Below are 25,665 nucleotides of genomic sequence, written 5' to 3' on the forward strand. Positions count from 1 at the left end.
CGGCCGCTTGCTCAGCTTCCGCTCCGAGTATCCCTCGGTGCTTTCGCGGCCTTTCGAGAACAAGTGGCTGAACCTGGCGATCGCTTGGGAGCTGGTGCTGCTCGGCCTCGTCATCTACGTGCCGCTGCTGCAGCAGCCGTTCGCAACCTACGCAGGGCCAGAGCACCTGCGCGCGTTCGGAGCTCCATTGTCCGATCTGCGCGCGGCGCACGTACCGCCGCACATCGGCGGCATTTCGGACGCGCGGACGCAACATGTATGTGCTGGCAAAAGCCGGTGCCGTTGCCATGCCACCGGCTGGAAAGGAAGGACAGCGCATGACGAAGAACGTACGCCGCACCGACGTTGCCCGCGCCGCCATTGCAGCCTCGCTCCTCGTGACGCTGCTGGCGCCCGCCGCCACGCATGCCGAAGATGCTTCGCAGGCCGAAGAGATACGCGCCCTCCGGCAGCGGGTGGAGCAGCTCGAGAAGGCGCTGCTGGAGCTGCAAAGGGACCGTGAACGTCCCGCGACCGATGCGACCACGTCTTCCGATGCGGCAGCCGGAGGCGCGGCGGACGAAGGCGCGGGCGAGGCCTCGGCTGCTAGCCAGAAGAAATCCGCGACGCACAAGACGGCGGCCGCCGAGGACAAACCCAACGTCACCGCCGGCTACAAGGACGGCTTCTTCCTGGGCACCGGCGACGGCGGGTACAAGCTGCAGATCGGCGGCTACGGTCAGGTCGACAGCCGCTGGGCCCTCGACCACCACGGCCGCGACATCAACGACGGCTTCTTCATCCGCCGCGCACGCATCGACGTCCGGGGCACGCTGGCCGAGCACTGGGACTTCCGCATCCGGCCTGACTTTGCCGGCAGCAGCCTGACGCTGCTGGAGACGTACGTCGATACGAAGTTCTCGCCGGCGGCGGTGCTGCGCATCGGCAAGACGACCACGCCCTTCGGCCTCGAGCGGCTGCAGTCGGGCTCGCACCTACCGATCATGGAGCGCTCGCTCGCCGACAACCTCGTGCCCAACCGCGACATCGGCGCGCACTTCTTCGGCGACGTCGCCGACGAGGTCTTCAGCTACCAGGCCGGCGTCTTCAACGGTGCGCCCGACGGCGGCAGCGCCGAAGCCAACTTCAACGACGGCGTCGACGTCGTCGCGCGCGTGTTCGCGCACCCTTGGAAGGCAACGCCGGTGGAAGCCCTGCACGGCTTCGGCCTCGGTCTGGCCGGCACCTACGGCGAGCACCAGGGCACGACGAGCAGTCCGCAGCTGCCGCAGTTTCGCACTTCCAGCCGTTCGGCCTTCTTCCGGTATCGCAGCGACGACGCCACCTTCGCCGACGGCACGCACTGGCGCGTCTCGCCGCAGGCTTATTATTATTTCGGCCCCTTCGGCGCGATGGGCGAGTACGTCCATTCGTCACAGGAGCTGCGTCGCGGCGCCGTTCACGGCACCACCGCCAACGATGCGTGGCAGGCGCGCGTCAGTTACGTGCTGACGGGAGAGGACGCATCCTACAAGGCCGTCGTTCCCGCCCAACCGTTCGACTTCGGCCGCGGCGGCTGGGGTGCGTGGGAAATCGCTGCGCGCATCTCCAGCCTCGACGTCGATGACGATGCGTTCCGCCTCGGCTTCGCCGACCCCGAGGCCGCTGCCACCCAAGCCGACGCCTACACGCTGGCGCTGAACTGGTACCTCAACAAGAACGTCGCGTTCTACCTCGACTACGAGCACAGCGAGTTCAAAGGCGGGCGCGGCGCAATTGCACCGCGCGTCGCCCCTGCCAACCGGCGCGATGAAGACGTCTTCCTGACGCGCATGCAGTTCGTGTTCTGAGGAGCAGCCAAGAAGTGTCGCTCGCGCAGATCGACACCCTCACGTCGAACGTCGTGACCAGCTCGTCATCGTAGATCGGCAAGGTCGCCGCTGGCGACGCGGATCTGCTCCGTGCCGGATCGGTCATCTTCCCAGGCGACGCTCCATGCAAGGCGATCGTACGCCTGAATGACCGGCAATCTGGCTGCAGTCGCGTTCGGATCGTCATCGACGCGCTTCACGATCCTCGCCTCGCCACGCGACCGCAGTCGCGCGATCAGAACGTCCGGATCGCCTGCGCGGTCGTCCTGCCATGCGGCCAGCAGGCGGGAGCCGGCAAAGGCGAGCGAGGGCCGCGCCTGACGCGTGCCTTGCGGCGCCGCGGCATCGACCACCGCGGTGCGCACGGCTCCTCGCCGGCTGATGGTGGCTGCATGCACGCGCGAGCCGCCGTCGCCGTCGCTCTGGCTCCAGGCCACGGCAAACCGGCCGCGCAAGCTGGCGGCGACCGCCGGCTGCCACTGGTCCGTCGGCGACGGTGCCAGCGGCGCCGCCGCCTCGAAGGTCATGCCGCCGTCGAGTGACAGCGCGGTGTAGATCCGCGCGATGCCGTCGCGGTGATCCTGCCAGGCCACGAGCACGCGGCCGTCGCCGGCGGCGGCGACCGCCGGTGCGAACTGCTCGCTTTCGACGTCGCCGGTGCCGTCGACGAAGACGTCGGGACCGAAGGTCGCGCCGTCGCTGGAGCGCGCGCACACGATTCCGGCATCGGTGCGCATGCCGCGAACGTCGGCCCAGCACACGATCACCGATCCGTCGGCGAATGCGGCGACGGTGGGGTCACGGTGGATGTTCTCGGCCGGGAAGCCTTCGGCGCTGCTCGGCGAGCCGTCGACGCGGCTGCTGGCCGGCCAGGTCGCGCCGCCGTTGCTGCTGCGCGCGCCGTAGATGTCCCAGGACTGGTTGCGGAAATCGGACCACACCATCTGCAGCGAGCCGTCGGCGACCGCCGCGATGCGCGCGTCGTACTGATTGTCCTGCTGATCGAACTCGCGGAAAACGGCGTCGCCGGCGCGCACGGCTGGCGTCCACGTCGCGCCGGCGTCGTTGGAGCGCGCGAAGTAGGGCTGCTCGTGCCCGTCGCGCAGGTCCGTCCACGCAAGCTGCAACGCGCCGTCGGCGTTGACGGCCAGCGACGGCGACCACTGCGCCGCGCTCGTCGGCGACACCGCAACCGATGCAATGCCGAGGCCGTCTACGGGCGCGCCGCGAACGCCGCGATCGGGCAGCGTGATGTCGGCCACGACGAAGCCTGCGGCCTGTCCGTTCTCGAGCGCATCGCCCGAGCCCGGCGCAAGACGCGCGCCCTGCTCGTCGAGAAACTCGCGCCGCGCTGTGATGTCGTCGAGCATCACGCCCGGCGGCGGATCCGGGAACACCCACGGCGCGCGCGCCTCGATCCCGGGCTGCGGCGCGCGGCCGAGCAGATACTGCGTGGCGAGCTCATCGAAGACGGCGTCGCGCGTGATGGTGGCGGTGCCGTCGAAGTAGAGGTCCCCGAGGTTGCCGGTAAGGTTCGACAGCGCGCCCCACTGCGTCTCGGCCTGCCACTGCACCATCGACCAGATCGCGCGCGCCATCGCATCCGGCGGCCAGTCCGGAAGACCGCCACCGTGCCCGGCCCACGCTCCCGCTTCGGGCTGAAGGAAGACGTCCATGCCGTCGATCTCCAGGCGCTCGACGACGTCGGGCATCCACGCATCCTTGCTGGTGAGGATCCCGAGCCGCGCAAAGCCGGTGTCGATCGCGCGGGCGTTGGCCGGCGACTCCGAGCTCAGCGTCAGGCCCACCGCCTGCTCGCGCTCGATCGGCACGAGGTAGACCTTCTTCTGCTCGCCGTAGAGGACGTTGGCGGGATCGGCCGCGCCGTCGGGATCGAGCTGCGCCTGCGGCGAGATCACGACCGCGTTGTTCCATGCCTGGCAGCTCGCTTCGTAGGCGTAGCCGCTGTCGACCTCGTCGGGATCTGCCAGCGCGGCAACTGTCAGCGGATCGCGCGTGACGGTGACGTCGGCGGTGTTCAGGCCCGCGACGATCCACACGCCGTGCTGCGCCGCCATCGCCGCCAGCTTCTCCATCAGAGCGCGCCAGGCGGTGTCGGTCAGCGCCAGGATCAGCGCGCGCGCGGGCGTGATGCCCGGGCACTTGTTCTGGTAGTAGGCAATCGGCGTCGAGTAGCCGGGGCCGAGCGAGGCGATCGCCGCTGCCGAACTGTCGGGCTGTCCGGACGCGGCTGCCTCGCGCGCCGCCTCGCCGCGCGGGCCGACGAACCAGGCCATGAGCCCCGTGTTCTCGGGAAGGAAGAGAAGGCGCGGCGCGGGGCCGCAGCAAATTTCGGAGGCCGCGGCAAGGATCTGCGTCTCGAGGTTGGCGTGGTAGGCGGCGTAGCTGACGGTGTCTTCGGGGCGCTGCTTGTAGTCGTACGCGATCAGGCGAAACGCGCGCGGCCCGCTGTCCAGCGCCGCGGCCGGCGACGGCGAGGTCAGCACCGCCAGCGCGGCGATGGCCGAGGCGGCAGCCGTGCCTGCAGCGCGAGTGAATGGATGGGTGAGGGGACGTCGAGCCGTTCTTGTCACGATCAGGCGAGGTTAAGCCCGCCTGCGCCGAGGCAGCAAGACCGGCCGCGGCAAAATCGGCCGCGACTCCGCTACAGCAGCGAGCTGATCGTCGAGAGAAGCGCGGCCGGCTCCACCGGCTTGGGAACGTGGCACTGAAAGCCGCACTCCAGGGCTCGCTGCCGGTCTTCGGGCCGTGCGTACGCAGACAGCGCAACGGCCGGAATGATCTGGCCGTCGGCGCGCAGCTCGCGCATCAGCTCGTAGCCATTCTTTTCGGGCAGTCCGATGTCGCTGACGAAGACGTCGAAGCGGCGCGACCGCAGATGACGAAGCGCCTCGTCAGCGTCACGCGCGCAGGTGACGTCGGCGCCGCAGTCGGTGAGGAGGCGGCGCACGACGTCGAGCGTATCGGCTTCGTCATCGAGCACGAGCGTGGAGATGCCGGCCAGCTTCGGGAACGCGATTCGCGCCGTCTTGGCGGCGGGATCGGCTGCGGGAGCGCGCACCACCATTCCGTCGTACGCGACCGCCTGCTGGGCCAGCGGAAGCTGGACGGTGAAGCACGCACCCTTGCCGGCGCCGTCGCTTTGCACGGCCACTCGCCCGTCGTGCATCTCGACGAGCTGCTTGACGATGGAGAGGCCGATGCCGAGGCCGCCGTGCTCGCGGGTGATCGAGGAGTTGGCCTGACGGAAGCGGTCGAACACGTGAGGGAGGAAGTCCTCGGCAATCCCTTGCCCGGTGTCGGCGACGGTGAGCGTGGCGCGCGTGTCGCTGCAGTCGAGGCGCACGCGGACGGTTCCGCCTTCGGGCGTGAACTTCACCGCGTTGACCAGCAGGTTCCACACCACCTGCTGGAGCCGCGTGGGATCGCCGATCAGCGACTGCTCCTGGCGCGCCAGGTCGCATTCGATCTGCACGTTCTTCCTTTCCGCCAGCGGGCGGACCACCTGAATGGCCGCCTCCACCACCGCCGGCAGCTCCACCGCCTGCATGTGCAGGTGCATCTTGCCCGAGACGATGCGGCTCATGTCGAGGAGGTCCTCGATGAGCTGCGACTGGTGACGGGCATTGCGCTCGATGACCTCGATGCCTTTAGCCAGCGTGTCGTGGTCACCCGGCTTCTGTCCGAGCAGAAAGGACCAGCCCAGGATGGCGCTGAGCGGAGTGCGAAGCTCGTGCGAGAGCGTGGCGAGAAATTCGTCCTTGAGTCTGGCGGAGCGCTCCATCTCCACGCGCGCGTGGCGCTCGCCCTCGAGCAGCAGCTCGCGCTCCTGCTCCGCCTGCAGGCGCTGAAGGCTGACGTCGTTCAGAGCGCGCCCGTTGCGTGCCGCCGTCGCCACCAGAAGCACCGTCAGCGCGACCGCCAGCACGGCAAAGCCGAAGGGAGCATCGAAGAGGCCATGCTGCATCGCCTGGACGCACAGCCAGCCGAGCATTGCCGGCGCGACGAGCGCCGGAACGACGAGCCGGCGCAGAAACACGCCGCCCGGAAGAGGCGACGTGAACGTTCGCACCGGGCCTTCATCCGGCCGCGCGCACAGCACGCCGACGGCCTGGACGAACAGCGCCAGCGCCGTCTGGCGCGAGATGCCGGTGTAGTGCGCAACGGCGTAGAGCTGGGCCGCGCCGTGCAGGTTGCCGACCACGCTGAGCAGCGCGATCACGGTGACGGTGAAAGCGAGCGCGGCGCGGGTGAGGGCAGCGCCGCTCCAGCTCGAATGCAGCAGCAGCAATGCCGTGCCAAGCAGCGTAAAGCTCATCGACGCCGGCGGGCCCATGCGGCCGGGGCTGACGGTGGCGGCCTGCCCAGCCGGCTCGGCGGCGATGAGCTGATCGATGCCGAGGTCCCAGCCAACGACGTGCTCGCTCAGCGTCAACGCGCCGATGGTAAGGACGACCGCCGCAGCGACGGAGCCGACGCCGCGGCGCAACGAGCTGACGCGCGCGGGCAGAAGAAGCAGCAACGACAGCCCCGACAGACCCAGCGCGAGCGCCGCGTTGGCCTTCATGCGGATGCCGTCGAAGGTCAGGTCGGAGAGACGCTCGATTCCGAGAAGCCAGCCGACCAGCACGACCGAGCCGAGGACGAGGTTGGCGAGCGCCGCCGCGCGCGCGGCCGTTCGGTACGACTGGTCGCTTCCGCGAAGCGCGGCGTGCACGAAGGCTGTGGGATCCGTGGATGGCGTGCCACGGCTTTACCGGCGTGACGCGGGGCGTGCAACACTGCGCTGCTTCCATTCCCGCCGGCCGCATCGCCAGCGGCCAGCGGGTCCCTGCTTACCCGCCGTAGCGGTCCCACGAGATGGGCGCGCGGCTCGCTGTTCAGCCGCCGTAGCGGTCCCAGGAGATGACGTCGCGCGGGCTCGGCCGGCGCACGGGTCCGAACTTTCCCTTCGGGTATCCCACCGGGACGATCGCCGCCAGGGTCACCGAGCCGGGCAGCCCGAGCACCGCCTCGAACTGCCCCGGCACGAAAAAGTGCTGCGTCGTCAGCACCGCGCCAAGGCCGAGAGCGCGCGCCGCGAGCAGCAGGTTCTGCACCGCCGGATAAGCGGTGGAGCCGTCGGCCATGCCGCCGATTCGCATGCCCGCGGCCGCGAATTTCACGGCGCCGCCGACGCCGAAGTGCGAGACGACCTTTTGAATGGTGGCCGGTGAGGCCAGCGCCTTGGCCAGCTGCTCGTCGCGCGCGACGCAGACGCAGATCAGCGCCGGCACGTCGGGAAGGCTTTCGAGAAGATCGGTGCCGGCCTTGGTTCCCTTTGCGCGATCTTCGGGTGACTCGCCAGGCCGAAGGTCCGCCTTCGCAAACGTCTCCTGGTAGAAACCCCAGGTCTTTCGCCAGATCGCCTGGATGCGCTGCTTCTGCGCGCGGTCGCGGACGATGACGAACCGCCAGTTCTGCGCGTTGCTGCCGCTCGGCGCGTGCAGCGCAGCCTCCACGAGCTGCTCGAGAATCTCCTGCGGCACGGGATCGGGCTTGAGCCGCCGCATCGCGCGGCACGTGTACATGATCTCGAAGAGCCTGGCGTCGGACGTCGGAATGGGCATCGCGGCGGTACCTCCGGAGCAGCGCGTAGCAGGGATGGGTGGGGGAGGCGAGGGCCGGTTTTCTTGCGGCGATGGTGCTGGGGCACCGCGCGGGCGTAGGTGGTTTCCGTCCCTTTGTCGTTGGACGAGGGTTCGCGCCTGCTCGTGCGGATGGCGGGCGCGGACCTCCTCGCCGGTATTTCCCGCCGGGCTGCGCCGTCGCCGCGGTTGCGTCCTCGGCTACTTCGCCAGGGCGAAGTCTGCAACGCGCGGCGCATCCCGCCGCACGAAGACGCGCAGCCCGTGCCGCTCCAGCGCCGGGATCGCTGCGGCAGCGTACTGCCGCTGAAAGCTCGGCGGCCCCGGCAGCGATTGGCCGCGCACGATCACGTCGGGGAGCCTGCCATCGATGACGGGAGTGAAGGCCTTTTTGTCGATATATCGTCCCAGGTCGTCGCCGAAGTACGACAGCGGGTGGTAGTTGGTAACATGCGCCAGGCCGAGCAGGTGCGCGGCTCCTAGAACCCACACGCTGCCCATCTCGTTCATGATGCTGATGACGCTGGCCGCCTGGCGCTGATCGGCCAGCGTGATCTGGTTCTTGCGCCCGTGCACGGTGCCGGTCATCCGTGTGAGCAGCAGCAGTGCCGCGATCGCCACCACAAGCTCCGCTCGCACGGCCGCGTACGTTGATCCGACCATCCCACCCAGCGCATGCAACACCCGTGCGGTTGCCAGCCCGGCGGCAATCGCGAAGTAAGGGACGAGCAGAAAGCGATCCGGCGCGCCCTGCCGCTCGTAGACTGTAAACGCGAGCGATACGGCGGCGGCCGCAGCGAGCGCGTTGATCGTCAACGCGGTCGACCGCTCCGCTGCCCAGACGTCTTGCCGGCGCCACCGTGCCACGACCCGGTCCGCAAGCAGCCAAGCCAGTGTCAGCACCGGGAGTCCGCGCAGGGTCGGCGGGGCGCCCGGACCAAAGACGATGAACCAGAACGATCCTGCGAGCTCGGTCTTGTGTCCGGCCCCGCCCATGGGCAGCACCACGGTCTGGAAGAGCTGCGCCGCCAGCGCGCCGTGCCAGGCGAAATAGGCCTCATACGCCATCACCACGACCGCGCTGCCTACTGCGAAGCTGCGTGCAGCCGCCATCGGCGCGCTCCATCGCAAACACGCGACGGCCATCGTCACGTAGACGAGCGCTGCGATCTGCCAGCACAGAACCGCGGCGGCGGCAGCGGCGCCGGCCAGGCCGAAGCGGCCGCGGAGAAAGAACAGGTGCGCCCACGCCAGCGCCGCCATCAATGGAATCTTGGGATTGAAGCCCACCGCGGTGTGGTAGAGGACGCCGTTGGCCGTCAGGAGAGCAAGGACCGCCAGCGCGGCGGCCAGCGCGCTGCCGGTGATCTCCAGGACCAACGCGGCAACCGCGACCGCAGCCAGCGCAAGCGTGACTGTGCTGCCGAGACGGCCGGCAATGACGTCGTCGGCGCCGAGCATGCGACCGGCAGCGATCGAAGCTGCGAACGTCAAGGTTCCCAGCTGCGTCTTGACGTCGGGCGCCGAAACGTGCGGCGCCACTCCCGAAGCGGCACGCTCGGCCAGGTAGAAATACAGTCGGTTGTCGTCATCGATGCGGCGCTCCATCAACTGGTGGCGCAGGCACGCAACGACCGTTACGGCGCAGATGACGAGGAGCAGCACGCGGCGAGCAGTCATGAGGAAGGCGCCTGCTGGTCCGATCTCATCGGACGCGTCCGCCGCCCTTTTTCGCACCGGTCGCAGCCATGGCCGCCGCATGCGAACACCGCTGCGATGCCTCTCGTAGCAGCTCCGCACCAGCCACGAATCCGAACGCTTCAGCCACGCCGGCGGCGTCGGAGCCGAGTGCATTCCTGGCACACGGGTCTGCACCCTTCTCGAGCAGCAGCCGGGTAAGCACCAGCCCGTTGCGCGCGGCAGCCAGCATCAAGGGCGTGTTGCCGGCTGTGGTCGCAACGTTGATGTCGGCGGTGTCGAGCGCTCGTGCCGTTGCGTCGCGGTTGCCGTCGAGCAGTCCCGCCAGCAGCGGCGAACTCCGCCGATTCGCGTCGCGGGCGGCAGCGGCACGCTGTCGTTGGCGGCGGAGAGACGAGACGCCCGGAAACAGAAGCCTCTCGATGCGCTTGGCGCCGGCCTTGGAGCGCTGGGAGGGACCGTCGCAGGCAGCGAGCACGAGAGCGCACGTCAACAAGACCGCGGCGGCGCGGCGCCACCTGCAGCCAGAGGTCGAGGAGAGTAGGAATTTCGTCAGCACGCGCCGTGAGCGACGGTCTTTCTCATCCGCCCGATCGTGTCCAGCCTACGCGCGGCCTCATCCCGTCACGTCAGTGCGCGGCCGTGCATCACGCCATCGTGAGGCCGGTGTGTCCCCTGCCACAGTGGGAGCAGCTCTAGGCCGCCGCACAAGCCGCGGCCTCGTCGCGAGCCCGCGCCAGCCGATCGGCGATGATCGTGTAGACGTCTGCGCAGATCCCGAGCCCGAGGTGCGTGGTCAGCACCTCGATGTGCTCGATGCCCTGGCTGCGCTCGTCGATGCACGCCTTCCAGGCCACGATCCCGTCGAACTTCGAATAGATCGCCGTGATCGGCACGCACAGCGGCCGCTCGTAGCGCGCATCGACTTCGGCCTCGACGGCGTCGAGATCGAAGCCGCGCGCCTTGTATCGCCGCGCCACCGCCGTGTACTTGGGCCCGCCGATGACCGGGCTTCCCAGCGTGATCACGCTACGCACCAGCTCGGGATTCTCACGCGCCGCCTCGCGCGCGATGAAGCCGCCGAGGCTCCAGCCCACCAGATGCACGCGCTCGCCCGACTCATCGTGCATCTTCTCGATGAGCGAGAGCACGCGCGGCATCGTTCGCGGAACGTCGCCTCGGTTCATGCCGAGGCCCCAGCCGCGGACGCTGTAGCCGAGGAAGCGAAGGTAGGTCTGCAGCAGCAGCGTCGACGTGTCGCTGGCGCCGTAGCCGGGCAGCACGAGCACGGGCTCGCCGTGGCCGCGCGGAGCGGTGGCCAGCCATGGGAGGCGAAGCAGCATCCGCGGAAACTCGAGGCCGCTGAAGGCTTCACCGAGGAGGAGCAGGGGAGAGGGAGGGTGGATGTCGCGGGCCATCCTGGAAGATTTGGCCTGGAAAACGCAGTGCGTCCAGAACGCCTGTGTGGCGCATCGGCGGGTATTTCGTCCGCGGTGGCGAAATTGGGTAGGGTCCGCGCATGTCGCTCACACTCGAAGAGATCACCCGCTTCGGAATTCGGGAGAAGGACGACCTGCTGCACGCGTGGAGCCAGGAGTACGAATGGTGGAACGAATCGTACTTCTTCGACTGGTTCGACCGTGATGGGTCCAACGCCGGGCATTGCCGCATCGGGCTGCACCCGGCGCAGAAGCGCCTGTGGTTCTGGCTCTACCTATATAATGGAGAGGAGTGGGTGGTGGTCGAGGAGACGCGCCTGCCGCTCGATCGCTGGAACGGGGACGCTCTGTCGTACCAGGACCCATGGGGGCTCTCGTTCTCCTACACGATCGAGCAGCCGCTTCGATCCGGGCACCTTCGCTGCGCCGGCTTCGGGCGAGTCGTCAGCGGCCGCCGTGCCGGACAAATGATGGAAGTCGCCGTCGATCTTGCGGTGACGACCACGGGCGCGGCGCACTCGGTCGGTGAGAGCAAGGTTGCCGGCCACAGCGCCGAAGGCCTCTCCGCCAACCGTTTCGAGCAGCCGATCGCCGTGTCCGGCACGTATCGCATAGGGCACGACGAGCGCCGGCTCGATGGCATTGGCGAACGTGATCATTCCTGGGGCCCGCGGTGGTGGTCGATGGAGTGGCGCTTCCTCATCCTCAGCGGCGCCGACTTCCGACTGCAGGCCGTGCAGGTCACGATCCCCGACGTCACCGAGATGCAGGTCGGCTACCTGGCGCGCGAGCGGACCAGGAACGTCGATACCGTCGTCTACGACTTCGTCTTCGACGACGATCATCCCACGCGGGCCGTCAGCGGAAGCTTTGCCGTCACCGCCGAGGACGGTGAGGAGATGAAGGGAACGATCGAGCCGATCAGCGGCGCCGAGATCGACATCTCGCACTGCTTCGTGCCGCCGCGCCGCTCGATCTACCGGCGAGCTCTGGTACGCGCGCAGATCGAAGGCGTGTCCGAGCCCGCGATCGGATGGCTGGAGAGCAATCGCTTTCCGGCGGCGTAGCAGCAAGCGGGCGCAGTAGCGGCGAGCAGGCGCGAAGGCTTCAGCCGGTACGCTGGCCCTCGTGCCCGGCGACCGCTAATAGGCGGCATGCTGAAGCACAACACGTATTTCGAGGGGCAGGTCCAGAGCATCGGGTTCGAACGCAACGGCATGGCCGCAACCGCCGGCGTCATCGACGCCGGCTCGTTCCACTTCGGCACCGGCAAGGCCGAACGCATGACGATCGTATCGGGCGAGCTGTGGGTGACGCTGCCGGGGCAGAGCGAGCGGCCCTACGCTGCCGGTACGAGTTTCGAGGTGCCGGCAAACAGCGGCTTCGACGTGCGCGCGACGGCGCCGATCGCGTATCTCTGCGAGTTCCTGGGCTGACGGCACTGGCAGGCATGAGCGGATGGACTGGCCGCGGCAGCGTGGCCAGTGCGACACATCCCTCGCTGTCCGCGGTGCCGATGAGAGCGCCGGCGATCCGCCTTCTGGCGCACGCGAAGCTTCACGGCTAGCCTTCCGCGGCATGCGTCAGGCCTTCGGCTCCATCGACGTCGCCACCCACGGCGCCGGGCTCTACGAGATCACGGCGAAGGTGACGGCGTGGCTCGAGGATCAGGAGATCGAGCAGGGCCTGCTGACCGTGTACATACGCCACACCAGCGCCTCGCTGCTCATCCAGGAGAACGCCGATCCCGACGTGCGTGCCGACCTCGACTCGTTCCTCCGGCGCATCGCGCCCGAGGATCCTCGCCTGTACCGTCACAACGCCGAAGGCCCCGACGACATGCCCGCCCACATCCGCGCCGCACTGACGGCGACGCAGCTCAGCATCCCGGTGCACGAGAGCGACCTTCGTTTGGGCACGTGGCAGGGCATCTACGTCTTCGAGCACCGCCACGGCCGATTTCATCGCAGCGTCGATCTGCACGTGATCGGCGAGTAGTCGTGGGCACGGCGCGTGGCGCGAGCGAGCACGTGAAAATGTCGCAGGACTCGCGAACGTTCGTCGTCGTCGGCGCATCCCTTGCCGGCCTGCGCGCGTGCGAGGCACTTCGCGAGGAAGGCTTCGAGGGGCGGCTCGTTCTCATCGGCGCCGAGCCGCATGCACCCTACGACAGGCCGCCGCTGTCCAAGGAGATCCTGCGCGGGCAGTGGGATCCCGAGAAGACGGCGCTTCGCAAGAGCGGACTCGACGACCTGCGCCTCGACCTGCGGCTCGGCCGCACGGCCATGCATCTGAACGCCGGCCAGCACACGCTGGCGCTCGACGATGGGGAGACGATCGCGTTCGACGGCCTCGTCCTCGCCACCGGCGCGCGCGTGCGGCGCCTCGAGGAGACGCCGCCGCTTGCCGGCATCCACTACCTTCGCACTCTCGACGATGCGCTCGCGCTTCGCGACGAGCTGCTCGCGGGCCCACGCGTGGCAATCCTCGGCGCCGGCTTCATCGGCTGCGAGGTGGCGTCGTCGTGCCGCGCACGCGGCCTCGACGTCACGCTCATCGAGCCTCTTGCGGCACCGATGGTGCGCGCGCTCGGTCGCGCGCTTGGCGGCCTTGCGGCGCGGCTGCACACCGACAACGGCGTCAAGCTTCGCTGCGCAACGCGAGTGGTCGCAATCGAAGGCGCCGATCGTGTCGAGCGCCTGCAGCTCAGCGACGGACGCACCATCGCGGCGGACGTGCTCGTGATCGGCGTGGGAGTGCAGCCGCAGACGCAGTGGCTGGAAGGCTCGGGCCTCGAGGTCGAGGACGGCGTCGTCTGCGACGACCGCTGCGCCACGGCGGTCGACGGCATCGTCGCGGCCGGCGACGTCGCACGTTGGCACAGCGCGCGTGCAGGACGTCTGGTGCGCATCGAGCACTGGACCAACGCCGCCGCGCAGGGCCGTGCCGCGGCGCTGCGTCTTCTCAAGGGCGCAGACGCCGTCGAGCCCTACGCGCCCGTTCCTTACGTCTGGAGCGACCAGTTCGGCACCAAGCTGCAGATCGCCGGGCACGCGCTGCCCGACGACGAGCTGCACGTGGTCGACGGCTCGTTCGAAGAGTACCGCTTCGTTGCCATCTTCGGCCGCAGCGGCCGACTTACCGGCGTGGCCGGCATGGGCCGTCCGCGCGTGGTCGCGCATTACCAGGCGCTTCTCGAAGCCGGCGCAAGCATGGCCGAGGCGCTGGCGTCCCGGCCGTCGTAACGACTCCTCGCAACCGCAGCGCCGGACGCGACCCATTGCGTGTGCGACCCGCGACTCTCCCGAGTGCGCGACGCACCGCGCGAGAGTTGGAATCGATCGCTGATCCCTTAGTATCGGCGCCGGTGTATCCGATCATCTTCCAGCTCGGGCCCATCACCATCTACAGCTTCGGCGTGATGATGGCGTTGGGGTTCTACTTCGGCTCGCTCGTCTCGGTGAAGGAGTTCGAACGCCGCGGCGGTGACGGCGACAAGCTGTGGAACGTCCTGCTGTGGACGTTCCTTGCCGGCCTTGTCAGCTCGCGCGTGCTGTCGATCTTCAACGACCCTGCTGCGTTCTTCCGCGCGCCGCTGAGCGAGATCTTCGCCGGCGCCGGCTTCGTCTGGTACGGCGGATTCCTCGGCGGCGCGCTGGCTGCGTATGTGCTCGGACGTCGCTACGACATGTCGTTCATCACGCTGGCCGATTGCACGGCGCCGGGCCTGGCCATCGGGCAGGCGCTCGGGCGCATCGGCTGTCACGTCGCCGGCGACGGCGATTGGGGAACGGTCACCGACGTCCCGTGGGGCGTGGCCTACACCGACGCGATCGTGCCGTGGCCGCATCCGCCCGGCGTGCTCGTGCATCCGACGCCGCTGTACGAGGCGGCGGCCTATTCGCTCCTGTTCGCGTTCCTGTGGCGCTACCGGCACCGCAACCCGGCGCCGGGCACGATGTTCGCCATCTATCTGATCGGCAACGGGCTGTTCCGGTTCTGGGTCGAGTTCATCCGGGTCGAGCCGCATCTGGCCTTCGGCCTGACGCAGGCGCAGGTCGTGGGCCTGGTGCTGGCGGTCGTCGGCGCCGGAATCCTGGTGCGCCAGCGCGGCGCGGCGCCGATGCCGCGCAAGGCGACGGCATGAAAACGCCCCTGGCCACGGGCAGGCGAAGCGGCGACTCGCGGGGCGACGGACGGCCCGCGCTGCAGCCCCGGCGCCTGAGGCCGCGGTTGCTGTGGGCAGCACTGCTGGCGGCCATCGTGGCGGTCGGCGGTTGCCAGGGCGGCGGCGGCGGCAAGGCGAGCGAGGGCGATCTGGCTCCCGACTTCATCCTCCAGTCGCTCGACGGCAAGGTGCGAAAGCTTTCGGCCTATCGCGGTCAGGTCGTGCTGGTGAACCTGTGGGCCACCTGGTGTCCGCCCTGCATCGAGGAGATGCCGCTGCTCAATCGCATCGCCGACCTGTATCGCGACAAGGGCCTGGTGGTGCTCGGCGTGGCCGGCGACGACGACGTTTCGCGTGTTCATGATTTCGTTGAAAGAACGCCGCTGAAATTCGAGATTCTGCTCGATCCCGACGGTGCCATCGGAACGCAGTATGGTATAACGGGCTACCCCGAGACGTTCTTCGTCGATCGCGAAGGACGGATTCGAGACAAGATCATCGGACGCATTCCGGCGCAGGGCGCCGGGCCGGCGCCCGACTTCACGGCGCGTCTCGACAAGCTCTTGGTGGGTGGTTAGCCAGGCAGCGGCCCCTGCGAGCAGCGCCAGCGCGCGGCGAAGCAGGACGGGCCGGGTGGTGGAGTGGAGGGGCAGCGGAGCTGCCAGGGCCGACATGATTCGAGTGCACGGTGTGTCCAAGTCCTATGGCGGTCGCCAGGTCCTGCGCGACGTCAGCTTCCAGGTTCGTGAGGGCGAGTTCGCCGCGCTGACCGGGCCGAGCGGCTCGGGCAAGACGACACTGTTTCGCCTGCTCATCGGCGAGCTGAAGGCCGACAGCGGCGGAGTCATCGTCAACGGCCGCAACCTTTCCCGCCTCGATGCCTCGGGCATCGCCGAGCTGCGCCGCGAGCTCGGCCTGGTCTTCGAGGAGCCGCGTCTGATCGAGCGGCTCACGGTCATCGACAACATCGCGTTGTCGGCGGAAGTGGCCGGCCGCACGCGCAATGAAGCCAGCCGGATGGCCGAGGAGGCGCTCGAGCGCGTCGGCCTCGACGATGCCGCCCGCTGCTTCCCGCGCGACCTTTGCGCCGGCGAGCGCCAGCGAGTCAGCCTGGCGCGAGCGCTGGTCAACAGGCCGCCGATCATTCTTGCCGACGAGCCCACGCTCGGCCTCGACCCCGATCAGTCGCTGTACGTGCTGAAGATCCTGACGCAGGCTTGCCGCGAAGACGGCACCAGCGTGCTGATGGCCACGCACGACATGGAAGCGCTCAGTGTCCTGCGCGGACGCGTGTTCGTGATGAGCCGCGGCCGGCTGCTCGACGAGGAAGGCCTCGAGGCCGCCTGCGCGTAGACGGCCTTGGAGTACTATTTCCGGCGCGCCCTCGACGGCATCCGCGCATCGCCCGCCGCTTCCGGCGTGGCGCTGGCCAGCATCGCCGCCAGCGTTCTGTTCGCCGGCGCGGTGCTGCTCGTCAGCTCCAATGCCTACCGCATGGTCGCGCGCTGGGCCGCCTCCGGCATCGACGTCTCGATCTACTTCACCCAGCAGGCCGGCGAGGCCGACATCGTCGCGACCAAGACGCGCATCGGCGATGACCCCACCGTCATCGAGGCGCGCTACATCAGCCCGGACGAAGGCTGGCAGTTCCTCGCCGACAACCTCGACCGCAGCGCCGAGCTGCTGGCGGGGCTGGAGCCGTCGGTGCTTCCTGCCTCCATCGAGATCAAGCTCGAGCGCTCGCTGAGCGACGAGGAGCTGGCGGCAAAGATCGAGCAGTGGCGCGCGTTTCCCGGGGTTTCCGACGTGCAGTCCACGAGGTCGATTGCCTCGGGCGGAAGCGCGCTCGACATCGTGCGCTGGGTGGCGTGGGCGCTGGGCGCGCTGACGCTTCTGGTCTCGGTGATCATCGTTGCCACCACCTTCCAGCTCGCCGCCTACACGCGCCGCGACGAGATGAACGTGCTGCGACTGGTCGGCGCCGTGGGCCCGGGGTACTGGGGACCGGTGGTGCTGGCCGGCATCCTCGAAGGCATCGTCGGCGCTTTGCTGGCGCTCGGCGTGCTGGCCCTGGTCTTCCAGGGCGTCTCCATGCCCATCGAAGGCGAGCTTCCTGCGCTCACCGACGTGCTCTCCTTCCTGTCGCCTCGCCAGTGTCTGACGCTGACCCTGTGGGGCGCTGCCCTCGGCGGCGCCGGAAGCGCGGTCGGCATGTGGAGAGTGTCGCAGTGGCGCTGAGCCGATCGCAGCGAGCGCATTGCGGCGCCGGCCGTCGCGCGCCCGCGGCCTCCGCGAGCTGGCTGCCTCCCGCGGCGGCGGCGGCGGCGACCGGCGGCGGATGGCGGCGAGGCGTCGCCGTCATCGCGATTGCCGTGGCACTGGCCGCGCCGGTTGCCGCGCCGGCCGAGGACATGACCGAGCGCGCACGGCAGATCCGCGAGCAGCTCCTGGCCAAGAAGCGCGAGCGCGAGGAGCAGGACCGGCGCGCGGCGCTGCTCGGGCGCATGGTGGTCGAGGCGAAGCAGCGGCTTTCCAAGGTCGATGCGGAGATCCAGAACGCCGAGCACCGGCGCGCCAAGGCAGCGGCCGACATCGAGCAGGCGATCGCGCGCCTGGCCGAGCTCGACGGCGTCGTCGGCCGCGAGCGCGCCGCGCATCGGGCGCGCATTGCCGGCATGTATCGCGCCGCACGCATCGGCGCCGGCGCGGCCGGCTGGACCGGTGCAACCACGGAGAACGTCCGTCTGGCGCGCTACCTGGTCACGGCGGCGGCAGCCCGACAGGAAAAGGTCTCGCGCGTCGAGATCGAGCGCGGCAGTCACCTGGCGGCGCTGGATCGTGCGCGCGCCGAGCAGGAGACGGCCGCGGCGACGCTGAGCGCGCTGCAGAGCGAACGCTTCGGTCTGGAGAGCGAGGTCGCCCGCGCCGAGGCCGACGCCGAGCAGTTTGCCGCGCAGGCCAGGACCGCCGCGGCGGGACTGTCGGAGCTCGAAGCTTCGGCGAGAACGCTCGAGAAGGAGCTTGCGGCTGCGGCGCCGAAGCAGGCGCCGCCGCCGAAAACGCCCGCGGCGGCACCTCGCCAACGACCTGACACCGCACTGGCCAAGTCCCTGCCACCGAAAGACTCTGGGCTACCGCGAGCGCCGGCCGCTGCGGGCGCCGACGTCGAAGCGGGGCAGCCGCCAGCCGGTGCGACCGCCAGCGCCAATGCGGGGCCGTACGCCGCCGAGCAGCCGCCGGCGCAGGCCGAGCCGCAACCGGCGGCGTCGCCGGAGAAACGGCCGGGCCTGCTCTCGCGCCTGTTTCGCGGCGGCAGCGCCGACGCCGACAAGTTCGCTGCCCGCAAGGGCCAGCTGGCAGCGCCGGTGGGCGGCAAGGTCGTCGCCAACTACGGCCAGCAGCACAAGAGCGGCAACAAGTACCGGGGCGTCATCGTTCGCAGCAAGGGTGGGGCGCCGGTCCGCACCGTTGCAGAAGGACAGGTGATCTTTTCGGGAACGCTCTCGGGAATGGGCAATACCGTGATCGTCAGCCACGGCGGCCGCTACCACTCCGTGTACGCGCGCCTCGGTTCCGTTCGTTTCAAGGAGGGCGATCGCATCGGCGCAGGCGACATCGTCGGCAACATGCCCGGCGACGACCCCGACCTGCACTTCGAGCTCCGCGACGCCGGCCAGGCCGTCGATCCGCTGCCGTGGGTGAAAGGCCTGAACTGACGACCCGGCCCGAAGCTCGCGCCGTGTGATGCGAGGCGCGATCCGGTAGCGAATCTCCCGTCGGGCTTCTCGTGTGCGTGCCGCCGGCTCGGCGCCGGCAGCACGCGAGGCCCGACCCGGTACCGCATCTGCAATCGCGCGCGACGTGATTTCCTGAAGAATGCGTGAACGCACGATCGGGGCGGCGCAAGCGTCGTTGTTCCCCCGAGGTGCTTTGGTATAGTTGGCGCGTGCTGCAGCCAAAAAAGCCGCGAAAGCTCATCCTCACCACCATCGTTGCCGGCGCCTTCACTGCGGGGATCCTCTCATCGTCCGCCCTGCGCGCCGCACCTGAGGCCAAGGACACGTACGAGAGCCTGGAAACCTTCGCCAGCATCATGGCGATCGTCCAGAAGCACTACGTCGACGAGGTCGCGACCAAGGAGCTGATCGACGGCGCCATCAAGGGCATGATCTCCTCGCTGGACCCGCACAGCGCCTACCTGACCCCCGAAGGATACAAGGAGCTGCAGATCGAGACGCGCGGCGAGTTCGGCGGTCTCGGCATCGAGCTGACGGTCCGCGACAACATCCTGACCATCGTCACTCCCATCGAAGGCACGCCCGCCTTCCGCGCCGGCATCAAGCCCGGCGACCAGATCGTCAAGATCGGCGAAGACCTGACGATGGAGATGGGCCTTCAGGAAGCCGTCGAGAAGATGCGCGGCAAGCCCGGCACCAGCGTTCACCTTTCGCTCAAGCGCAAGGGAGTCAACGATCTCATCGACGTCGAGCTGGTGCGCGAGGTCATCCACATCCGCAGCGTGCGCGGCGCGCGCACCATCGAAGGCGGCCGCTTCGCGTACGTGCGTCTGACCGGATTCCAGGAGGGCTCGGCGCAGGAGTTGAGCGAGGCGCTCGACAAGCTCGACAAGGAGCACAAGGGCGGCGTCGCCGGCATCGTGCTCGACCTGCGCTACAACCCCGGCGGGCTTCTGACGCAGGCGGTGGAGATTTCCGATCTCTTCCTCGATGCCGGCTTGATCGTCCGCACCGACGGGCGCGTCGAGTCGCAGGCGCACAAGTTCTTCGCGCAGGCCGACGGAACGCGCCGGCCCGTGCCGATGGTCATCATGGTCAATGAAGGATCGGCCAGCGCGTCCGAGATCGTCGCCGGCGCGCTGCAGGATCATCACCGCGCCATCGTCATCGGCACCAAGAGCTTCGGCAAGGGATCGGTGCAGACGATCCTGCCGCTGACCGACAGTTCGGCGCTGCGTCTGACGACGGCGCGCTACTACACGCCTTCGGGCCGCTCGATTCAGGACTCGGGCATCGAGCCCGACGTCGTCGTCGAGGCGCCCAAGCCCGAAACGGTCAGCAGCAAGGACGGCAAGAAGGAAGATCTCCCGCTCAACCCGTACGACGAGTTCGACATGGAGAAGGATCCGCAGCTCAAGAAGGCGGTGGACATGCTCAAGTCGTGGGAGGGCGACATCCAGAAGGTCGGCGGCGTGGCCGGCTTCCATCTGGAGCGTCTGGCCAAGACCGAGAAGGCGCCGTCTTCGCCGTCGTCGGCCGCCGGCAAGAGCGCGGCCAAGCGCGCGCACTGATCCCCGGATCGCTGCATTGAGCATCGCGCTCTCCGACACCGAGGAGGAAGCGCCTCTTTCCGTCACCGAGCTGGTGGGGCTGATCGGAGGAACGCTCGAGCGCGACTTCTCGCACCTGCTGGTGCTCGGCGAGATCACCAGCTTCAGCAAGGCCTCCAGCGGCCACTGCTACTTCACCCTGGCCGACGACCGCTCCTGCATCGAGTGCGTGATGTGGCGCGGCGACGTGTTCCGCCTGGCGTTCCGCCCGGAGGTCGGCGACGAGATCGTCTGCCGCGGCCGCATGGGCGTGTTCGGCCGCCAGGGAAAGATGCAGCTCTACATCACGGCGATGAAGCCGGTCGGTGCCGGCGCTGCGCAGAAGGCGTTCGAACAGCTTCGCGCGCGCCTGCATGCCGAGGGCATCTTCGACGCGGCCACCAAGCGGCCGCTGCCGTTTCTTCCGCGCACCATCGGCCTGGTCACCTCGCGCCGCGGCGCCGCGGTGCACGACATCCTGACCACGCTGCAGCGGCGATTCCCCGGCGTGCACGTGGTGCTTTCGGCCGCCACCGTCCAAGGCGCCACGGCACCGCGGCAGATCGTGGCCGCGCTGTCGCGGCTGGCAGAGTACGGGCGATGCGACGTCGTCATCGTCGGCCGCGGCGGCGGCGCCAGCGAAGATCTGGCGGCGTTCAACGACGAAGCGGTGGTGCGCGCGGTCAAGGCGTTCCCGGTGCCGGTGGTGTCGGCGGTCGGTCACGAGATCGACGTGTCGCTGTGCGACCTGGCCGCCGATCTGCGCGCGGCCACGCCCACGGCTGCTGCCGAGGCGGTGGTGCCGGTGCGAGCCGATCTCGAGCTCGACGTCTCCACCGCCGAGCATCGCCTTCGCGCATGCATGCGCCGCAAGCTCGAGGGCCTGCGCCACCGTGTCGATGCGGTGGGCGGACGCCTGCGCCATCCGGCAGTGCGCATCGCGCAGGTCCGTCAGAGCGCCGACCGCCTGGCCGCACGAATGGAGCGGGCGATGCGCAGCAACCACGCGCAGGCCGCCGCCGGCCTGGCCGAGCTGACCGCGGCGCTGGCGCATGCCGCGTCCGACCGCGTCGACGCGGCCAGCCACAGGACGCGTGCTCTTGCCGCCGCTCTGGAGCGAGCGATGCGCTCGCGCAGCGGCGACGAGTCGCGCCGCCTGACCGAGCTCGGCTCGAAGCTCGACGCACTGAGCCCGCTTGCGGTGCTCGCCCGCGGCTATAGCCTCGCCTCCCACGCCGACGGCACGCTGGTGCGAGGCGCCGGCGAGATCACGGTGGGCGAGACGCTGCAGCTGCGCTTCCATCGCGGCCGCGCCGCGGCGCAGGTGCTGTCGCGCGAAGACGACAAGGACGGGGACGAGAGCCAATGATGCGGCTGATGATGCTTGGTGTTGCCTCGATGCTGATGACCGCTTCGCTCGCTGCGGCCGAGCCGGCCTACCTGCCCTACTACGTGGTGATGGATCCGCCCATCGTCTATCCGGGCGCGGTGGTTCGTCTGCAGGTGCGCGCACCGAGGGACGCCAGCACCGGCACCGTCACCATCGCGGGTCGCCGCTTCCAAGGCGAGATCGCCAACGGCGTCTTCACCGGCTTCTTCGCCGTCGACATCGACACGCTGCCTGGCCCCTACGAGCTGCGCTACGACATCGGCTCGCGCAGCGGCACTCGCGTAGTGACGGTGCGTGCGCGCCGCTTTGACGACGCAGGGCTGTGGAAGGGCGGGATCTCGCGAGAGGATCAGGCCGTCGAGGAGCTGACCGTTCGCAACATCGCGCTGCTGGCGCTGTGGAGCCGCACGAACCTGACGCGCTTGTGGAACGGCGGCTTTCGCACGCCCGTGGGCGGCGGAAACATCCATACGCCCTTTGGCGTGCGCAGGACCGACGACGAGCGCGTGGGCGCTCCGCACACTGCCGTCGATCTGGTCGGCGGCTCCGGCGAGACCGTCGTCGCTTCGAACTGGGGAACCGTGGCGCTGGTCGGACAGGCACCCAACGGAAAATTCGTCGCCATCGACCATGGCCTGGGCCTCTACACGTTCTACTCGGGCCTTGGTGAGGTCGCGGTGGAGCAGGGGCGCTCCGTCAATGGCGGGACCGCCATCGGACGCATGCCCCAGGAACGATCGGTGCTGCACTTCGGCGCGCGCCTGGGCGGAGCGCACGTCGATCCCATCACGCTGCCGGGCATCGACCTGAAGGTCCCGGATCTGCCCGCGGAAGCGCGCCGCCAGCCGAAGGAAGAGCGCTTCCGCACCAGTGACTACGACTACTGAGCCTTCCGCGCGTTCTCGGATCGACGCGCTGCTGATCGCCGGCGGCCGCTCGCGCCGCTTCGGCGCCGACAAGCGCCACGCGCTGCTCGGCACACGCACGCTGGCCGAGATCGCGCTAGCCAAGCTGCGCGCGGTGGCCGACGGCGACGTGTTCGTGGCCGGGGCCGGGGCGCTCGTGCGGCCGGCGCCTGTGATCTTCGTCGAGGACGCCCAGCGCGGGCGAGGGCCCCTTGCCGGCATCGCCGGCGGCCTGCTGCGTGCGAGCTTCGGCGTGATCGTGATGCCCTGCGATGCGCCGTTCGTGCACGTGGACACGCTGGCGACGCTGGCGCGGCTGGGACGCCGCAGCGGGCGTGCCGCCGTGCTGCGCGGCGCGCGCGGCTGGGAGCCGCTCGTGGCCTTCTATCCGAAGTCGGTTTTGCCGGCGCTGCTCGGTGCGCTAAGGGAGGGACTGCTGGCTCCGCACCGGCTGCTCGCGCGGCTCGGCGCGCTCGCGGTCTCGGCCCCGTCGGCGGCCGAGACCTGGAACATCAACCGCGCCGGCGATTTCGAGCACGCGCTGCGCCGGCTCGCGCTCGCTGCCGTCGTGGCGAGGCCGGACGTGGCGACGACCGAGGCGTGAGACGTCGAGCGGCGCAGCGTTGCGGCGGCTTGCGGCGCATGGACCGCGCGAGGTTTTGGCGATCCGACGCCGATCGATTTCGTAACTGACGAGATGGCGACGCACGAGAAGAAGGAGCACGAGACCGGCTTCGAGGAGGCGATGGCCGAGCTCGAGGAGGTCGTGCGCAAGCTCGAGGCCGGAGACATCGCGCTCGAGGAATCGCTGCGCGCATTCGAGCGCGGCGTCTCGCTCGTGCGCCTGCTGCACGAGCGACTCGACGGCGTGCAGGCGCGCATCGAGGAGCTGACGCGCGCATCCGGTGAAGAGGCGCGACAGAGCGGCGCCAGGCTGGTGCTGCGACCGTTCGAAGACGAAGGCGAGGACGAGTCGTGAGCGCGCCGGCGGCGCCGCCGGCCGCCATCGCACGGCTGACGCGGCTGCTCGAAGACGTGCTCGACGAAGCGGTGCCCGCATTGCCCGCCGGCGACGCCGCCGCGCGCAGCGGCGAGCAGAACGCCGGCCACGCCGCTGCCGCCGCCTCCGCCGAAACCTTCGGCGTCGCGCGCCTCGCCGAGTCGATGCGCTACTCGCTTCGCACGCCGGGCAAGCGCATCCGACCGCTCCTGTTCCTGGCCACCGCCGAGGCGCTCGGCGCCGACGCCGCTGCGTTGGTGCGGTTCGCCGCCGGCCTCGAGATGATTCACGCCTACTCGCTCATCCACGACGATCTGCCCGCGATGGACGACGACGACCTGCGGCGCGGCCTGCCCACCAATCACGTCCTGTTCGGCGACGGCATGGCGATCCTGGCCGGCGACGCGCTGCTTACCGAAGCGTTCCTCATGATGGCCGCGCCGGTGGCGGATCCGGTGCTGCAGCTGCGCGTCATCGGGGAGGTCGCGCGCGCGGCCGGCCGCGAAGGGATGGTCGGAGGGCAGGCGGCGGATCTGATGGCCGAAGGCATCGCCGGGGATGCGGCGCTGCTCCAGGCCATCCACAAGCGCAAGACCGGCGCGCTGCTTCGCTGCTCGGTGCGCGCGGCGGCGATGCTTGCGGGCGCCGTCGATGCGGAGCTGGAGGCGCTGACGGAGTTCGGCGAGCGCTTCGGGCTGAGCTTCCAGATCGCCGACGACATCAAGGACGAGGTGGCGCCCACCGAGATCACCGGCAAGCGTGTCGGCGGCGACCGCCAGAGCGACAAGACGACCTATCCCTCCGTGTACGGCATCGAGCGCTCGCGCGAGCTCTTGCGCATCGAGCTCGCTGCCGCGCTGCGGGCCTTGCGGCGGCTGAATCGCGACACGTCCGTGCTCGAGGCGCTGGCGCAGGACTCGGTGTCGCCGGCCATGACGGCCACCGCGCGCGCCGATGCCGCCGGCGGCGGAGCCTGAGCCCTGGCATCGCGCGTTCGTGCCGACGACCGTCTGATCGCGCTCGGGCTGGTTGCCTCGCGCGCCGAGGCCGCGCCGCTCTTTCTCGCCGGCCTCGTCTACGAAGGCACGCGGCGCATCGAGAAGGCGGGCGACATGGTGGCGGCCGGCGCCGCGCTCAGCGTGCGCGAGCGTGCGCGGTTCGTCTCGCGAGGCGGCACCAAGCTCGACGCCGCGCTCGAGCGATTCGGCGTCGACGTGCAGGGAGCCACGTGCCTGGATGCTGGCTGTTCCACCGGCGGGTTCACGCACTGCCTGCTCGAGCGCGGCGCAGCGCGCGTCTACGCAGTCGACGTCGGCTACGGCCAGTTTGCGTGGGAGCTGCGCCGCGATCCGCGCGTGGTGCTGATGGAGCGTACCAACATTCGCTCGGTCGATCCCCAATCGCTCTCGCCGGCGCCGTCCATCGTCGTTGCCGACCTGTCGTTCGTCTCGCTGAGGAGCGTGATGCCGTTCCTTGCCGCGCTGGCGGCGCCGGGCGGCGCGCTGATCATGCTGGTCAAGCCGCAGTTCGAGGTGGAGGCGCGGCATCTGGAGAACGGCATCGTCCGAAGCGAGGAGGCGCGGCGGCAGGCGCTGGCCGACGTCGAGGCCAGCGCCGCAGCGTGCGGCCTGCAGGTGCGCGGCAGCATCCCCTCGCCGATCCAGGGCGCCGAAGGCAACGTGGAATATCTCCTCGCCGCGGATAAGAGTGGGGTCAGGTCTTGCATTTGAGCATTCTGCCGCCCCCGCCGCGGCCGGCGGCAACCGGCAGCGTTCTGCCGCCCCGTCGCGGCCGGCGGCAACGGGTGAGCGTTCTGCCGCGCGGCGGCCGGCGGCAACCGGAGGATGAGATGAGCGTTGCGGTGACCGTCGATGACCTTCGCGCCGAGATCGGCCGCTTCGGACCCACGCCGTACCTGCTGACCGTCTCCGACGACGGCCGCCCGCACTCGGTGGCGGTGACGGTAGCGTGGGGAGGCGAGGAACTGGTCATGAAGTGCGGCCGCCGCACCGCCGCCAACCTTCGCGCACGGCCGCTGGTCAGCCTGCTGTGGCCGCCCATCGAGCCCGGCGGCTACAGCCTGATCGTCGACGGCGATGCACGCATGGAGGGCACGGGAGACGCAGCCGTCGTGGCCGTGGCGCCCACGCGTGGCGTGCTGCATCGGCCGTCGGCCGAAGCCCCCAGGCCCGGCGCCAGCTGCGCCGACGACTGCGTGCGCCTGCGCTGATCGGTCACGCG

General features: G+C 69.5%; 24 protein-coding genes. 18 read left to right on the top strand and 6 right to left on the bottom strand.

The annotated features are described in order from the left end of the window. Nucleotides 1-317: 317 nt before the first annotated feature. Nucleotides 318-1,829: a porin gene (locus VEC57_15975; GenBank protein ID HYC00633.1), complete on the top strand. Its 1,512-nt coding sequence runs from the start codon at nt 318-320 to the stop codon at nt 1,827-1,829. A gap of 65 nt (nt 1,830-1,894) precedes the next feature. Here the strand turns inward: VEC57_15975 and VEC57_15980 are convergent, their stop codons facing one another. The 6 genes from VEC57_15980 to VEC57_16005 form a co-directional block, all read right to left on the bottom strand. Continuing rightward, nucleotides 1,895-4,444 (bottom strand): nitrilase-related carbon-nitrogen hydrolase, encoded by a 2,550-nt coding sequence (locus VEC57_15980; protein ID HYC00634.1) that lies wholly within the window; start codon nt 4,442-4,444, stop codon nt 1,895-1,897. Nucleotides 4,445-4,515: 71 nt separating this feature from the next. Further along, nucleotides 4,516-6,588, bottom strand: coding sequence for an ATP-binding protein (locus VEC57_15985; protein ID HYC00635.1), 2,073 nt, complete (start codon nt 6,586-6,588; stop codon nt 4,516-4,518). A gap of 163 nt (nt 6,589-6,751) precedes the next feature. Then, nucleotides 6,752-7,480, bottom strand: a complete 729-nt coding sequence (locus VEC57_15990; protein ID HYC00636.1) for a nitroreductase family protein — start codon at nt 7,478-7,480, stop codon at nt 6,752-6,754. Between the two features lie 219 nt (nt 7,481-7,699). Beyond that, the gene (locus VEC57_15995; GenBank protein HYC00637.1) at nt 7,700-9,178 is read right to left on the bottom strand and encodes a hypothetical protein; all 1,479 of its coding nucleotides are present in this window, start codon (nt 9,176-9,178) and stop codon (nt 7,700-7,702) included. 25 nt (nt 9,179-9,203) lie between these two features. Then, nucleotides 9,204-9,674 carry an ankyrin repeat domain-containing protein gene (locus VEC57_16000; protein ID HYC00638.1) on the bottom strand — a complete coding sequence of 157 codons (471 nt, stop codon included), beginning with the start codon at nt 9,672-9,674 and terminating at the stop codon, nt 9,204-9,206. Between the two features lie 217 nt (nt 9,675-9,891). Next, entirely contained in the window at nt 9,892-10,614 is a 723-nt protein-coding gene (locus VEC57_16005) for an alpha/beta fold hydrolase (protein HYC00639.1), read from the bottom strand. Nucleotides 10,615-10,715: 101 nt separating this feature from the next. Here VEC57_16005 and VEC57_16010 point away from each other — a divergent pair, with 101 nt between their 5' ends. The 17 genes from VEC57_16010 to VEC57_16090 all read left to right on the top strand — a co-directional run bounded on the left by VEC57_16010 (nt 10,716) and on the right by VEC57_16090 (nt 25,654). Beyond that, nucleotides 10,716-11,702, top strand: a complete 987-nt coding sequence (locus VEC57_16010; protein ID HYC00640.1) for a hypothetical protein — start codon at nt 10,716-10,718, stop codon at nt 11,700-11,702. 87 nt (nt 11,703-11,789) lie between these two features. Next, nucleotides 11,790-12,071, top strand: a complete 282-nt coding sequence (locus VEC57_16015) for a pyrimidine/purine nucleoside phosphorylase (GenBank protein HYC00641.1) — start codon at nt 11,790-11,792, stop codon at nt 12,069-12,071. A 142-nt stretch (nt 12,072-12,213) separates the two neighbouring features. Beyond that, nucleotides 12,214-12,633 carry a secondary thiamine-phosphate synthase enzyme YjbQ gene (locus VEC57_16020; GenBank protein ID HYC00642.1) on the top strand — a complete coding sequence of 140 codons (420 nt, stop codon included), beginning with the start codon at nt 12,214-12,216 and terminating at the stop codon, nt 12,631-12,633. Nucleotides 12,634-12,671: 38 nt separating this feature from the next. Then, entirely contained in the window at nt 12,672-13,880 is a 1,209-nt protein-coding gene (locus VEC57_16025) for an FAD-dependent oxidoreductase (protein ID HYC00643.1), read from the top strand. Between the two features lie 86 nt (nt 13,881-13,966). Continuing rightward, the gene (locus tag VEC57_16030; GenBank protein HYC00644.1) at nt 13,967-14,782 is read left to right on the top strand and encodes a prolipoprotein diacylglyceryl transferase; all 816 of its coding nucleotides are present in this window, start codon (nt 13,967-13,969) and stop codon (nt 14,780-14,782) included. Beyond that, a complete protein-coding gene (locus VEC57_16035) occupies nt 14,779-15,381 on the top strand; it encodes a TlpA disulfide reductase family protein (protein ID HYC00645.1) in 603 nt (200 codons plus the stop codon). The genes VEC57_16030 and VEC57_16035 overlap by 4 nt, the downstream gene beginning before the upstream one ends. A 112-nt stretch (nt 15,382-15,493) precedes the next feature. Beyond that, on the top strand, nt 15,494-16,156 hold the full coding sequence (locus VEC57_16040; GenBank protein ID HYC00646.1) for an ABC transporter ATP-binding protein: 663 nt from the start codon (nt 15,494-15,496) through the stop codon (nt 16,154-16,156). Nucleotides 16,157-16,162: 6 nt separating this feature from the next. Beyond that, on the top strand, nt 16,163-17,041 hold the full coding sequence (locus VEC57_16045) for a permease-like cell division protein FtsX (GenBank protein HYC00647.1): 879 nt from the start codon (nt 16,163-16,165) through the stop codon (nt 17,039-17,041). Continuing rightward, a complete protein-coding gene (locus VEC57_16050) occupies nt 17,032-18,519 on the top strand; it encodes a peptidoglycan DD-metalloendopeptidase family protein (protein ID HYC00648.1) in 1,488 nt (495 codons plus the stop codon). Before VEC57_16045 ends, VEC57_16050 begins: the two co-directional genes overlap by 10 nt. 230 nt (nt 18,520-18,749) lie before the next feature. Further along, a complete protein-coding gene (locus VEC57_16055) occupies nt 18,750-20,111 on the top strand; it encodes a S41 family peptidase (GenBank protein HYC00649.1) in 1,362 nt (453 codons plus the stop codon). Between the two features lie 16 nt (nt 20,112-20,127). Further along, nucleotides 20,128-21,498, top strand: coding sequence for an exodeoxyribonuclease VII large subunit (gene xseA, locus VEC57_16060; protein ID HYC00650.1), 1,371 nt, complete (start codon nt 20,128-20,130; stop codon nt 21,496-21,498). A gap of 35 nt (nt 21,499-21,533) precedes the next feature. Next, nucleotides 21,534-22,406: a M23 family metallopeptidase gene (locus tag VEC57_16065; GenBank protein ID HYC00651.1), complete on the top strand. Its 873-nt coding sequence runs from the start codon at nt 21,534-21,536 to the stop codon at nt 22,404-22,406. Next, on the top strand, nt 22,390-23,028 hold the full coding sequence (locus VEC57_16070; GenBank protein ID HYC00652.1) for a molybdenum cofactor guanylyltransferase: 639 nt from the start codon (nt 22,390-22,392) through the stop codon (nt 23,026-23,028). Before VEC57_16065 ends, VEC57_16070 begins: the two co-directional genes overlap by 17 nt. Nucleotides 23,029-23,121: 93 nt before the next feature. After that, nucleotides 23,122-23,403 carry an exodeoxyribonuclease VII small subunit gene (locus VEC57_16075; GenBank protein ID HYC00653.1) on the top strand — a complete coding sequence of 94 codons (282 nt, stop codon included), beginning with the start codon at nt 23,122-23,124 and terminating at the stop codon, nt 23,401-23,403. Beyond that, nucleotides 23,400-24,401, top strand: a complete 1,002-nt coding sequence (locus VEC57_16080) for a farnesyl diphosphate synthase (protein HYC00654.1) — start codon at nt 23,400-23,402, stop codon at nt 24,399-24,401. Before VEC57_16075 ends, VEC57_16080 begins: the two co-directional genes overlap by 4 nt. Nucleotides 24,402-24,437: 36 nt before the next feature. After that, on the top strand, nt 24,438-25,154 hold the full coding sequence (locus VEC57_16085) for a TlyA family RNA methyltransferase (GenBank protein HYC00655.1): 717 nt from the start codon (nt 24,438-24,440) through the stop codon (nt 25,152-25,154). Nucleotides 25,155-25,273: 119 nt separating this feature from the next. Continuing rightward, nucleotides 25,274-25,654, top strand: a complete 381-nt coding sequence (locus VEC57_16090; GenBank protein ID HYC00656.1) for a pyridoxamine 5'-phosphate oxidase family protein — start codon at nt 25,274-25,276, stop codon at nt 25,652-25,654. Nucleotides 25,655-25,665 lie beyond the last annotated feature (11 nt).

Source organism: Candidatus Limnocylindrales bacterium (assembly GCA_035626395.1).
GTDB lineage: Bacteria > Desulfobacterota > Binatia > UBA1149 > CAITLU01 > DASPNH01.

Excerpts from the sequence above, each read along its gene's own strand:
- VEC57_15975 (HYC00633.1), top strand. The coding sequence starts at position 318 with ATGACGAAGAACGTACGCCGCACCGACGTTGCCCGCGCCGCCATTGCA.
- VEC57_15990 (HYC00636.1), bottom strand. The coding sequence starts at position 7,480 with ATGCCCATTCCGACGTCCGACGCCAGGCTCTTCGAGATCATGTACACG.
- VEC57_15995 (HYC00637.1), bottom strand. The coding sequence starts at position 9,178 with ATGACTGCTCGCCGCGTGCTGCTCCTCGTCATCTGCGCCGTAACGGTC.
- VEC57_16005 (HYC00639.1), bottom strand. The coding sequence starts at position 10,614 with ATGGCCCGCGACATCCACCCTCCCTCTCCCCTGCTCCTCCTCGGTGAA.
- VEC57_16010 (HYC00640.1), top strand. The coding sequence starts at position 10,716 with ATGTCGCTCACACTCGAAGAGATCACCCGCTTCGGAATTCGGGAGAAG.
- VEC57_16015 (HYC00641.1), top strand. The coding sequence starts at position 11,790 with ATGCTGAAGCACAACACGTATTTCGAGGGGCAGGTCCAGAGCATCGGG.
- VEC57_16020 (HYC00642.1), top strand. The coding sequence starts at position 12,214 with ATGCGTCAGGCCTTCGGCTCCATCGACGTCGCCACCCACGGCGCCGGG.
- VEC57_16025 (HYC00643.1), top strand. The coding sequence starts at position 12,672 with ATGTCGCAGGACTCGCGAACGTTCGTCGTCGTCGGCGCATCCCTTGCC.
- VEC57_16035 (HYC00645.1), top strand. The coding sequence starts at position 14,779 with ATGAAAACGCCCCTGGCCACGGGCAGGCGAAGCGGCGACTCGCGGGGC.
- VEC57_16065 (HYC00651.1), top strand. The coding sequence starts at position 21,534 with ATGACCGCTTCGCTCGCTGCGGCCGAGCCGGCCTACCTGCCCTACTAC.
- VEC57_16075 (HYC00653.1), top strand. The coding sequence starts at position 23,122 with ATGGCGACGCACGAGAAGAAGGAGCACGAGACCGGCTTCGAGGAGGCG.
- VEC57_16090 (HYC00656.1), top strand. The coding sequence starts at position 25,274 with ATGAGCGTTGCGGTGACCGTCGATGACCTTCGCGCCGAGATCGGCCGC.